The organism is Mycobacterium sp. NBC_00419 (assembly GCF_036023875.1).
Taxonomy (GTDB): Bacteria; Actinomycetota; Actinomycetes; order Mycobacteriales; family Mycobacteriaceae; genus Mycobacterium.
In genome coordinates, this window is sequence record NZ_CP107931.1 from 183,088 (window position 1) to 195,131 (window position 12,044).

General features: G+C 68.9%; 10 protein-coding genes. 4 read left to right on the top strand and 6 right to left on the bottom strand.

All coding sequences use genetic code 11. The features are described 5' to 3' along the window. Window positions 1-31: 31 nt before the first annotated feature. A complete protein-coding gene (locus OG976_RS00955) occupies window positions 32-1,468 on the bottom strand; it encodes an aldehyde dehydrogenase (RefSeq protein WP_328356654.1) in 1,437 nt (478 codons plus the stop codon). Further along, complete coding sequence (locus OG976_RS00960; RefSeq protein ID WP_328356657.1) at window positions 1,465-3,807, bottom strand: CaiB/BaiF CoA transferase family protein; 2,343 nt, start codon at window positions 3,805-3,807, stop codon at window positions 1,465-1,467. The genes OG976_RS00955 and OG976_RS00960 overlap by 4 nt, the downstream gene beginning before the upstream one ends. Window positions 3,808-3,924: 117 nt before the next feature. Between OG976_RS00960 and OG976_RS00965 the strand changes: the two genes are divergently transcribed. Both OG976_RS00965 and OG976_RS00970 read left to right on the top strand, forming a co-directional pair. Next, window positions 3,925-6,354 (top strand): phosphoketolase family protein, encoded by a 2,430-nt coding sequence (locus OG976_RS00965; protein WP_328356660.1) that lies wholly within the window; start codon window positions 3,925-3,927, stop codon window positions 6,352-6,354. A gap of 47 nt (window positions 6,355-6,401) precedes the next feature. After that, window positions 6,402-7,163, top strand: coding sequence for a CPBP family intramembrane glutamic endopeptidase (locus OG976_RS00970; RefSeq protein ID WP_328356662.1), 762 nt, complete (start codon window positions 6,402-6,404; stop codon window positions 7,161-7,163). A gap of 9 nt (window positions 7,164-7,172) precedes the next feature. Here the strand turns inward: OG976_RS00970 and OG976_RS00975 are convergent, their stop codons facing one another. Further along, the gene (locus OG976_RS00975; RefSeq protein ID WP_328356665.1) at window positions 7,173-7,760 is read right to left on the bottom strand and encodes a CGNR zinc finger domain-containing protein; all 588 of its coding nucleotides are present in this window, start codon (window positions 7,758-7,760) and stop codon (window positions 7,173-7,175) included. Window positions 7,761-7,883: 123 nt separating this feature from the next. Here OG976_RS00975 and OG976_RS00980 point away from each other — a divergent pair, with 123 nt between their 5' ends. After that, window positions 7,884-8,363 (top strand): hypothetical protein, encoded by a 480-nt coding sequence (locus tag OG976_RS00980; protein ID WP_328356668.1) that lies wholly within the window; start codon window positions 7,884-7,886, stop codon window positions 8,361-8,363. On the opposite strand, the gene OG976_RS00985 is transcribed toward OG976_RS00980, so the two are convergent. Next, entirely contained in the window at window positions 8,364-9,389 is a 1,026-nt protein-coding gene (locus OG976_RS00985) for a zinc-binding alcohol dehydrogenase family protein (RefSeq protein ID WP_328356671.1), read from the bottom strand. 152 nt (window positions 9,390-9,541) lie between these two features. Between OG976_RS00985 and OG976_RS00990 the strand changes: the two genes are divergently transcribed. Beyond that, window positions 9,542-10,543 carry an Acg family FMN-binding oxidoreductase gene (locus tag OG976_RS00990; RefSeq protein WP_328356674.1) on the top strand — a complete coding sequence of 334 codons (1,002 nt, stop codon included), beginning with the start codon at window positions 9,542-9,544 and terminating at the stop codon, window positions 10,541-10,543. 6 nt (window positions 10,544-10,549) lie between these two features. Here the strand turns inward: OG976_RS00990 and OG976_RS00995 are convergent, their stop codons facing one another. Then, window positions 10,550-10,846: a GlsB/YeaQ/YmgE family stress response membrane protein gene (locus tag OG976_RS00995; RefSeq protein ID WP_328356677.1), complete on the bottom strand. Its 297-nt coding sequence runs from the start codon at window positions 10,844-10,846 to the stop codon at window positions 10,550-10,552. Window positions 10,847-10,952: 106 nt separating this feature from the next. Then, window positions 10,953-11,939 (bottom strand): APA family fibronectin-binding glycoprotein, encoded by a 987-nt coding sequence (locus tag OG976_RS01000; protein WP_328356680.1) that lies wholly within the window; start codon window positions 11,937-11,939, stop codon window positions 10,953-10,955. Between the last annotated feature and the right edge of the window lie 105 nt (window positions 11,940-12,044).

The window sequence follows — 12,044 nt, forward strand, 5'->3', positions numbered from 1 at the left end:
TGCGGGCAAAAGTATGACGTTGTGCAGACCCTCAGTGGTCTGCGGGACCCACCCGGTAGATCGACTTGAGCGCGAAGAAGGCATCGAGGCCCTCGGGTCCTAATTCCCGCCCGATCCCGCTGGCCTTCACACCGCCGAACGGCGCGCGGAAGTCCAGCTGGTAGTCGTTGACGCCGATGGTGCCGGTGTGTACGGCCCGCGCGACCTCGGTGGCCCGCTCGTCGTCGCTGGACCACACGGTGCCGGCCAGCCCGAACTCGCTGTCGTTGGCCAGCGCGATGGCTTCCTCGTCGCTGTCGTAGGCGATGACCGCCAGTACCGGCCCGAAGATCTCCTCCTGGGCGATACGGTCGGAGTTGTCGACATCGGCGAACACTGTCGGGGAGACGAACCAGCCGCGGGGCTGATCATTCGGAATCCCGCCGCCGGCAATCAGTTTCGCGTCGCTGTTCTTACCGGCCTCGATATAGCCCAGCACGCGGTCGCGCTGCCTGGCGCTGACCACGGGGCCGATGTCGGTCGCGGTATCCAGCGGATCGCCGACGGTCAGACCGTTGACCATCTCCGTCAGCGCACCGAGGATCTCGTCATAGCGCGACCGCGGAGCCAGGATGCGCGAGCTCAGATGACAGGTCTGCCCGTTGTTGACCAACGACGCCGCCCGCAGGCCTTTGATGGTGGCCGCCAGGTCGGCGTCGTCGAGAATGATCGCCGCCGACTTGCCGCCGAGTTCGAGGGTGACCGGCCGCAGCAGCCGTCCGCAGACTTCACCGATGATCCGGCCCGCCGCCGTCGACCCGGTGAACGTCACCTTGTCCACCCCCGGATGTGACACCAGGTGCGCACCCGCCGTCACACCGCCCGGCACGATGTTGAGCACACCCGGCGGCAGGCCCGCCTCCTGGGCGGCCTCGGCGAAGACCAGCGCGTCCAGCGCCGTCTCCGGAGCGGCCTTGAGTACCACCGTGCACCCCGCCGCCAGCGCGGGCGCAAGCTTGAACGCCGCCAGCGCCTGCGGGTAGTTCCACGGCACGATCGCGGCCACCACGCCGACGGCCTCCCGGCGCACAATGGTGTGCCCGATCATGCTCGGCCGGATCTCCTCGATCGGAGTCTCAGTGATCAACTGGGCGTAATAGCGCAGCAGCGCGGCCGGGAAGCGGCCATTTGCGCCCCGGGACAACGACATCGGCATGCCGTTCTCCCGGGTCACCAGTTCGTCGGTGGTCCGGGCCCGGCGCTCCAGCGCGGCGGCGAAGGCCACGAGGAGCTCAGCGCGGTGATCAGGTGACGCCGAGCGCCAGGCCGGCAGGGCTGCCCGGGCGGCTGCGACTGCGGCGTCGACATCGGCCTCGGTGGCGCTGGCGCCCTCCCCCAGCGGCTCTCCGGTGGCGGCCTCCAGCACCGGCTCGGTGTGATCGGCGCTGCGCAACCGGCCGTCGATGAACAACTGTGCGGTGCCACTCATGTCCGGACTCCTGTCCTGTCATCCGAGGCGGTGAACAGCACACCGTCGGCGATCAATGCGTCGATCTGCGCCTCCGTCATGCCGAGGACGTCGCGGCACACTCGCCGGGTGTCGGCCCCCGGCAGTGGCGCCGGGTTCTGCAGGGCCGGTGGAATGTTTCGGTACGGCGCGGGTCCGGACTCGGTGGGCAGCGGGTGCTCGAAGAGCGGATGTGCCATGTCGCTGAACACGTTTCGCAGCTGCAACTGCGGGTCGTCGGCGATGTCGGCGGCCCGGATCATCGGCCCCGCGGGCACCCCGGCGGCTTGCAGCTCTGCCGCGACCTCGGCCGGTGGGTGCTGCGTGGCCCAGGCCGCGACGTCTCCACCGGCCACCGATGCCACCGCGCGACGGTCGTCGTCGGAGCGCAGCGACACCACACACCACTCGTCGTCTCCGGCGCAGGCCAGCACCCGGTGCTCAGCCGGATCCGGGATGACGGCGCCGACACCGCTGACCTCGGCGGCCTGCGCAACATAGCGGGTGTCGAGTTGGTTGATGGCAGCCTCGGCCTGCGAAACGTGAAGACGCGCACCGACACCCAGACGCTGGCGCCGAATGAGCCCGGCCAGCGCGCCGATGGCGCTGATCCGCCCGACGACATGGTCGGGGAAGATCGTGGTGGCATCGAAGAACGGGTGCCGCCCCGTCGTGGTCGGCGCGTCCGGCGACGTCCACAGCCTGGTCACACCGATGGTGGCGCGCACCAGCGGGCCGTAGCCCATCCGCTTGCTCCACGGGCCGGTGTCGCCGAACGCACTGCTTTCCGCCAGCACCAACCCGGGGTTGAGTTCGGTCAATCGCTGGTAGGAAAACCCCAGGGCGTCAAGGGTTCCCGGCTTGAAGTTCGCGAACACTGCGTCGGCCGAGGCCACCAGAGCGGCGAAGATGTCGGCGCCGCCGGGACTGCGCAGTTCCAGACCCAGCCCGAGGTTGTTGCGGTGCGACCTGGCGAACGACTCGCTGATGGCCTGGTCCTCGCGCTTCTGGCGCAATCCGTCCGGATAGCTCGAACTCTCGACTTTGATCACCTCGGCGCCCAGGTCACCGAACAGCCGGCTCAGTTCACCGCCGGCGACGATGACGCCCAAGTCGAGGACGCGAATGCCCTCCAGCGGCCGGCCGCCGACAGGCCGGGTGGCCTCAGGTGCGAAAGGTGTTGTGAGCCAATCGACATCGCTGCTGCCGACGGTGGGGGCAGGCTTGCGGTATCCGGCGTGTGCGCCGTCGACGACCCAGTAGCCCACCGGTACGCGGGCCGTGACTCCGGGAGCCAGTTCGGTGTCGACGAGGGCGCCGACGTCGGCGAGATGTTCGGACTGCAGCGCCTCGGCGGGTGTCAACACGGCGGCGATCGGCACGCTGTGCGCCTGCCCGTCGGCCACCAGCTGCTCCATGGTCTGGTCGGCGAAGAACGCCGCGATGAGGGCGCCGAGTTCACCGAACGCCTGGGTGCGGGCGGCGATCGAGTCGAACCGAGGGTCCTGGAACGCCTCCGGCTCCCCCAGCCACGCCCGCAGCCCCCGCCACTGCCGCGGGGCCAGCACGCAGATGCGCACGTAGCCGTCGCGGCAGGCGAAGATCGGATAGGCGTCCTGATAGCGCGGCCTGCCCCGCCACCGGCTGGCGGCGTTGCGGGCCGTCGCGGCCTGACCTTGCGTCCCGAACGGTGGATCCAATGCCAGCACCACCGCGTCGAATCGCGAGAAGTCGATGTAATCGCCTGCCCCGCAACGCAACCGATTGAAGTAAGCGACCAGGACCGCCCACGCCGCCTGGACCGCCGCGGTGGTCGATGCGATGCCGTCGGGCGGCAGCACGGGGGTGCCGGTAGCGGGTCCGGAGCGGGACAACGCCGTCGACATGGCATAGAGCACCGGGTCGGTGGCCTGCCAGGAGGCGTACGGACCCTCAGCGCCGAAGTCGGTGACCGACATCGCGACCAGCTGCGGGAATCGATCGGCCAGTTGCGCACACGAGGTGCCGAACGCTGTCGCCCGGCCGGTGTCGCCGTCGTCGACGACGATGTCGGCGCCGGCCACCAGTTCGAAGAACAGTCGGCGGTCGGGTTCGTTGGACGGGTTCAGGACCGTGCTGCGCTTATTGGCGTTGTGCAATGCGAACGGGATGCTGACACCGTCGACGGTCGGGAGTTCACCGCGCGCGTCGCTACCCTCGGGCGGTTCGATCTTGAGTACCTCGGCACCCAGGTCGGCCAGTAACCGGGTGACGTTGTCTCCGGGCCCGCCACAGAGGTCGAGCACCCGCACCCCGGCCAGCAACGCCTCCCTGTCGGGCATCAAAGATCTCCTTTCGTGGACGCATCCGGCTGCACGCCGGGTTCACGATAGCGAAGCCTGGGTAAACAACCCGTTCCCGAGCCTGCCCACAGCGGGGATCAGGAGTTGGATGGACCAATGACTGCGACGACTCCCGATTCCGTGCTCGACCAGATCGATCGGTGGTGGCGCGCGGCGAACTACCTCTCGGTGGGCCAGATCTACCTGCTCAACAATCCGTTGCTGCGCGCACCCCTGTCCCGCGACGACGTCAAACCCCGCCTGCTCGGGCATTGGGGCACCACACCGGGGCTGAACTTCCTCTATGCGCATCTCAACCGGGCGATCAGCGAGCGGGCGCAGTCGACGATCTACATCACCGGACCCGGTCACGGCGGACCCGGTCTGGTGGCCAACGCCTACCTGGACGGCACGTATACCGAGACGTATCCGGACATCACCGGGGACGCCGAGGGCCTGCGCCGGTTGTTTCGCCAGTTCTCCTTCCCCGGCGGAATCCCGTCGCATGTCGCCCCGGAAACTCCGGGCTCCATCCATGAGGGCGGCGAGCTGGGCTATGCGCTGTCGCACGCCTACGGCGCGGCCTTCGACAACCCCGACCTGTTGGTGTTCGCCGTGGTCGGCGACGGCGAAGCCGAGACCGGCGCGTTGGCGACGAGCTGGCATTCCAACAAGTTCCTCCATCCGGTCTCCGACGGCGTGGTGCTGCCTGTCTTGCACCTCAATGGCTACAAGATCGCCAATCCGACTGTGCTGGATCGCATTCCGCAAGAGGAGCTGCGCAGCCTGATGGTCGGTTACGGCCACAAGCCCTACTTCTTCGAAGTCACCGACGACGACGCCGCCGATCATGCCGGCGCTCACCGTCGCTTCGCGGCACTCCTCGACGAGGTCCTCGACGAGATTGCCGCGATCAAGGCCTCCGGTGACGAACAGCGGCCGGCCTGGCCGATGATCGTCTTCCGCACCCCCAAGGGCTGGACGGGCCCGGCCTACATCGACGGCAAGAAGACCACCGGATCGTGGCGTGCGCATCAGGTGCCGCTGGCCAGCGCCCGCGACACCCCCGAACACCTGCAGGTCCTGGCCGACTGGCTGGCCTCCTACCGGCCCGAAGAGCTCTTCGACGCCGACGGCCGCGTCGACCCCGCCATCACCGCACTTGCGCCGCAGGGCCAGCTGCGGATGAGTGACAACCCGCACGCCAACGGCGGGCTGCTGCTCAAGGATCTGCGGCTGCCCAACTTCCGGGACTTCGCCGTCGACGTGCCCGCGCCGGGTGCGACGATCGCCGAAGCCACCCGGGTGCTCGGGCAGTGGCTCACCGAGGTGATCCGGCGCAATCCCGACAACTTCAGGATCTTCGGGCCCGACGAGACCGCGTCCAACCGGCTGCAGGCCGTCTTCGACGTCACCGACAAGCAGTGGAACGCCGAGTTCTTCGGCCCCGAGGTCGACGAACACCTCGCCCGGGCCGGCCGGGTGGTCGAGATGCTCTCCGAGCACCAGTGCCAGGGCTGGCTCGAGGGTTACCTGCTGACCGGCCGCCACGGGCTGTTCAACTGCTACGAGGCGTTCATCCACATCATCGACTCGATGTTCAACCAGCACGCCAAGTGGCTCAAGGTCACCGACCACATTGCGTGGCGGCGCCCGATCGCCAGCCTCAACTATCTGCTGTCCAGTCACGTCTGGCGCCAGGACCACAACGGCTTCAGCCATCAGGACCCCGGATTCATCGACCACGTCGTCAACAAGAGCGCCAAGGTGGTCCGGGTCTATCTGCCGCCCGATGCCAACACGCTGCTGTCCACCTACGACCACTGCCTGCGGTCGCGCCAATACGTCAACGTCGTCGTGGCCGGCAAACAGCCCTCCCCGAACTTCCTCACCATGGAACAGGCCGTCGCCCACTGCACCCGGGGCCTGGGTATCTGGGAGTGGGCCGGAAACGAGATGCTCGGCGAGGATCCCGACGTGGTGATCGCCGCGGCCGGTGACGTCCCCACCCTGGAAGCCCTGGCCGCCGTCGACCTACTGCGCCGGCACCTGCCGGACCTGAAGGTGCGCTTCGTCAACGTGGTGGATTTGATGCGCCTGCAGGACGAAACCGAACACCCGCACGGGCTGTCCCACCACGAATTCGACATGATCTTCACCGCCGACAAACCGGTCATCTTCGCCTACCACGGATATCCGTGGCTGATCCACCGGCTGACCTACCGGCGCAGCAACGACAGCCGCATCCACGTGCGCGGTTACAAGGAAGAGGGCACCACCACCACCCCGTTCGACATGGTGATGCTCAACGACCTCGATCGCTACCACCTCGTCATCGACGTGATCGACCGGGTGCCGTTCCTGCAGTCCCGCTGCGCCACCCTTCGCCAGCAGATGGTCGACAAGCGACTCGAAGCCCGCGAGTACACCCGTGAGTACGGCGACGACCTCCCCGAGGTGCGCGACTGGGTGTGGCCGGACGCGCGGGACGCCCGGGTCGCCTCCTCCGTCGATGCCACCGCGGCGACCGGCGGCGACAACGAATAGTGCGGTTGGCCAGGGCCACTCTTGCGCGCGCGTAGAATAAGCAGCAAATGTCCGAGTCCAGCGCGGTGGCCGCGCCCCACCCGCATGTCCTACAGCTGGCCGCACTTCACCATGCCCGCGTCTACGTCGACGTCGGGATCGTCGTGGTGGTGCTGGCGCTGACCAATCTGATCGCCCACTTCACCACGCCGTGGGCGAACATCGCGGTGGTGCCCGCCGCCGCGATCGGGCTGGTCTTCCTGGTGCGCTCGCGCGGACTGGGCTGGTCCGAGCTGGGTCTCGGCCGTGAACACTGGAAGTCCGGCGCACTCTATGCCGCCGGCGCGGTCCTCTTGGTCCTCACGGTGATCGCCGTGGGCGCACTGCTGCCGTGGACCCGCCCGATGTTCCTCAACAACCATTACGCGACCCTGTCGGGTGCCCTGCTCGCCTCGATGATCATCATTCCCCTGCAAACCGTCATCCCCGAGGAGCTCGCCTTCCGCGGTGTCCTGCACGGCGCGATGGACCGGGCGTGGGGATTTCGCGGGGTGGCCGCGGCCGGCTCGCTGTTGTTCGGGATGTGGCACATCGCCACCTCGCTGGGGCTCACGAGCAGCAATGTCGGGTTCACCCGCATCTTCGGCGGCGGCGTGTTCGGCATGGTTGCCGGTGTCACGATGGCCGTGCTGGCGACGGGCGCGGCCGGTTTCGTCTTCACCTGGCTGCGCCGCCGCAGCGGCAGCCTGATCGCGCCCATCGCACTGCACTGGGCCCTCAACGGCCTCGGCGCTCTGGCCGCTGCCCTGGTGTGGCAGCTATCCACCTGAGGCCGGTCCTCACTCACATCGGCTGCGTCGCGCGCGAAACTCCCGGTTCTTGAGTTTATTTCCGCAGGTCGCCATATCGCACCAGGTACCACCGTGGTTGCGGGAGCGGTCATAGAAGGCCCAGCGACACTCGTCGTTACCGCAGGCCTTCAGATGAACCCACGTGCCGTCCCGCTGCGCCTCGGCGACGACCAGCAGCAGCGCCAGCAGCCGCCCGTCGACCGACTCGTCGGCGACACCGAGCCGAACCGCCCCATCCGCGTCCAGCTGCACCCGCGCGGTGGCAGACTCGGCAATGTGCCGCAGGGGGAGCAATTGGGTGGCGCTGGGTGCGGAGCCGCCGGCGTTGTGCACGAGCATGGCGCGCAACGCCTCCCGCACCTCCCGAATGCTCCGCAGCTGCTCAGAGGTGGCAGTGGCCCCGTCGGCCAACAACGCATGCGACCTCAGCCACGGCTCGGCATCGGCGGCCAGTGCCAACCGGTCCGCACCCGATTCCAGGTCGACGGTGTTGACCAACGCCTGAACACGGGTAAGCGGTTCGGGTGCGGGTTTGGCCTCGGCATCGCCGAGCCACACGACGGGAGCCTGTGGCATGAGATACAGCATAGAAAGGCATGACCGGTAAATCAACTTGACTGGTCACTCGTGACCGGTGTAGCTTTTTTAATGGTCATAATCGAATCGGGACGGCGAGGTTCCGAAGCAAGGAAAGAGCCCATGGGGCAGAACAATTTCCACTCCGACATCGAACTATCCGGGACGCCCGACGTTCCGCCCTGGCCCGGCGGTGCGCCCCTGCTGTCCAGGCTCTACGCACGCTTCCTGACCGGTCGGCTCGATCGCGACGTCGAAGCGGGCCTGCTGGCGGAGCCGGGAAGCGCGCTGGCCCTGCACATGTCCAGGCTGACCTCACTCGAAGAGCGCGAATGTCTGGCGCGCTCGTTGCGCGGCGTGCTCAACGAGCCGGCCCACGCCCGGCCCGGTGTCCCGTTGCGCATCCCGGTGCATCCGGACCGCGTCGCGGCGTGCCACTCGGTGATCGACGACATCACCCTGCTGCTGCACTCCCCCCGGCCGGTGCGCGCCCGCGGCATGGCCCGGCTGCGGATGCTGCTCTCGGACGGCCGGGGTCCGCTGTATCGCAACGGCAGCGGCAGCCTCGCCGCCGAACTGCGCGGGGTGCTCGCCGCCCTGTAGTCAGGTCAGCAACACCGCTGCCCCGGCAATGCGCCCCTCGACCAGATCGGTCAGCGCGCGATCCGCCTGTGCCAGTGGGTATTCCGGACTCGTCACCTCGATGCGGTGCTGCAGCGCGAACGCGAGGAAGTCGTGGGCGTCCTGACGGGTGTTGGACGTCACCGAGCGAACCTGGCGCTCCTGAAACAGGTGTCGCTGATAGTTCAACGACGGGATGTCACTGAGATGAATGCCGGCGATCGCCAGCGTGCCACCCCGGTCGAGCGCCTCCAGTGCGGGTAGCACCAGATCGCCCACCGGGGCGAACAGGATCGCGGCATCCAGCTTCACCGGCGGCGGATCGGCGGCCTCCTGGGCTGAGGCGGCGCCGAGGTCCAGCGCCAACCGCCGGGCCTGCGCACCCCGGGTCATCACATGCACCTCCGCCCCCTGGGCCAGCGCGACCTGTGCGGTGATGTGGGCGCTGCCGCCGAACCCGTAGAGCCCGAGGCGCCCACCGGGTGGGAGCTGCGCGCGCATCAGCGAGCGGTACCCGATGATCCCCGCACACAGCAGCGGCGCCAACTCGCTGTCGGTGTAGCCGGCCGGCAGGTGATGGGCGAAAGCGGCTGGCACCGTGGCAAATTCGGCGTAGCCGCCGTCGGCATCCCACCCGGTGTAGCGGGACTCCGGGCACAGATTCTCATCACCCCGGCGGCAGTACGCACACACCCCACAGGTATGGCGCAGCCAGGCGATGCCGACCCGGTCCCCCACGGCGAAATCGTCACCGGCGTCCGGACCGGTCGCGGCCACCTCGCCGACCACCTCGTGGCCGGGGGTGACGCCGGATCGGTGGACGGCCAGATCGCCTTCACTGACGTGCAGGTCGGTCCGGCACACACCGCAGGCGTGCACCGCGACCAGCAGTTCGCCCGGGCCCGGCTCGGGGACGGCCGCCGCGGTGTCGAACTCCAGTGGCCCGGTGCGCATCGGCCCCGGGCGGCGCACCCGCCAGGCGCGCATGGTGGTCGGTTCGGTAGCCATCCCCCCATCGTGCAACGCCGCGTCACCGGGCGAGCGCCGGGATCCGATCAAGGGACCAATGGCCCCCGATCGGGGCCTTTGGATGACTGTGCCGCCACGGTTTTCGGTGTGACGGTGGAGGAGACGAGTTGACTGTCCGGCGAGGAGCGAGCATGCCGAAAGAACTGCCTGACAAAGCAACTATCGAGGCCGCGCTGGCCCTGGCGGTCCGCGCACCCTCGGTCCACAACTCCCAGCCGTGGCGGTGGCGGATCGCCGAGGAGAGCGTGCACCTCTACGCCGACCCGACGCGGCATCTGCCACACATCGACCCGGCCCGGCGAGACCTCATGATCAGTTGTGGCGTTGCGCTGCAACATTTCACCGTTGCGCTGGCCGCACTGGGCTGGGCCACCGAGGTGCACCGCTTCCCCAACCCTGCCGACCCCGACCACCTGGCGAGCATCGCGATCCTCGGCGCGGCCGCCAACGATCAGGACATCGCCCTGGCCGCCGCGATACCGCGCCGCCGCACTGACCGGCGGTGGTTCTCGTCGTGGCCGGTGCCCAGCGGTGACATCGCTCTGATGGCGGCACGGGCGGCGCGCGCGGGGGTCTCGCTGCGCCGGGTCGAAGACGAGGGTGAGCTGGCCCAGCTGGTGACATGCGCGGTGCGCCAACACATCAGCGACCCCGAATACCTGGCCGAGCTGTCGATGTGGAGCGGCAGGCACGGCACGGTCGCCGGCGTGCCGGCGCGCAACACGCCATCGCCGGAGAAGCAGGGCCGGTTCCCGTCGCGGGTGTTCGCCAATCCGGCCCTCGAGCAACCCAGTGACGTCGAGCCCCGCGACGACGCCGGGGTGGTGTTGGTCCTGGCGACCGCCACCGACGATGCGGTGGCGCTGCTGCACGCCGGAGAAGCGACCGGGGCGGTCCTGCTCACCGCGACCGCACTGGGCCTGGCCAGCTGTCCGCTGACCGAGCCGCTGGAGATCGACCAAACACGCGACCAGGTGCGGACCCGGCTACTCGACGGCGACGGGTTCCCGCAGATGCTGCTGCGCGTCGGCTGGGCGGGACTCAACGCCGACCCGCTGCCGGCCACGCCGCGGCGCCCGCTCACCGACGTGGCAGCCAACCTCGACGGCTCGCCGCTGCAGACGGTGACGTAGCTCGGGTTACTTGCGGACCTTGCCCAGGATCCACAGCAGGATCACTGAACCGAGAACCGCGGTGAACAACGTGAACCACCAGCCACCGGCGGCAGTGTCCAGGAAGAAGCTCAGCAGGAAGCCGCCAACGAGGGCGCCGACCACGCCGATGACGATGTTCAGCAGGATTCCTGAACCACCGCCGTTGACGAGCTTGCCTGCGATCCAGCCGGCGATCGCGCCGATGATGATGTAGCCGATCCAGCCGACACTGGTCAGCGTGGATGAGCGTGCGAGAAATTCGGTGGCCGCCATCATGTCCATGAGGGTCTCCCTGTCGTGGGCGGCCGGCGTGGCTGCCGCACCGCTATCCCATTGGTATACCGCTGCCGGGTAACGATTTGCGGGTCGAAACGGCCACGATGGCGGTTCAGCCCGCGGGCATCATCTCGGGGACCGGGGTCTCGACCGGGATCGGGATACCGACGCGGTTGCCGGGTGCCGGGGCCGCGGGGGCGGGAGCATTCGGGTCCGGCGCCGGGGGCGGCGGCGGCGAATACGGCTTGATGGACTCGGCGAGCGCCTTGGCTGCTGCCGGGTCGATCGGGTCCTTCCCGGTGCCCAGCCAGACGACGAACCAGCGCTGGTTGCGTTCGGTGCGCGGTGCGTTCGGGTTGGCGTTGCCGACCACGCCGGCCCAGATCTGGCCGTTGGGCTTGGACGTGTCGGTGAACTTCACCTCGTAGGAGGAGAAGTATCCGGGCAGGTCACCGGCCTGCAGCGCGCCGGTCTGCTGATTGACCCGCACCCCCGGGAACGGCATGAAGAACTCGCCCATGTCGGAAGCCAGCCGCACAGCTGCCTTGCTGTTGTCCTGCTCGGCGCCGGCGAACAACTTCAGGTCCAGCCGGCCCAGCAGCACGCTGGTGTCGTTGGCGGTCGGAGCGGGCTGGCCGTTCTGCGACGGCCCGGTCTCCTTGCTCAGCAGTGCCTGCCCGTAGTTCAGCCGCGACGCGTCCGAGACCACCCAGCCGGCCGGCAGCAGATAGCTGAAGCCGCCGGTGGCGTTGTTGACCCGGCCCGGCTCCGGCGGCGGCGCGGGTGCCGCGCTCGGGTCGGCGGGCGGGGCGTTGGGATCGGCCGGGGGTGGCGGCGGCGCATTCGGGTCCAGCGGGGCCGGCGCGGGTTCAACCGTCGCGGCGGGCGGGGCGTTCGGATCGGCCGGCGGGGGCGGCACCGGGCTGGCCGGCGGGGCGGCCGGCGGGGCCGCCGTCGTCGACGGCGTCGGCGTCGCGGGATCGGCAGTCGCGGTGGTCGACGGGAGGGCGATCGTGACCGCACTGGCCGCGGTCACGGCGGTGACCGCAAGTGCCGTCCACAGGCCCGTGCGTCGTGATGTCGGGTCCGGCTCACTCATGGCGTTGAACCTACCGTGTTACAGCCGTGACGCAAGTAAGGCCTGGTCACGATGTGGTGTGTGGCGGCCTCGTCGCACACCCGCACATCCGATCGACATCGCAGG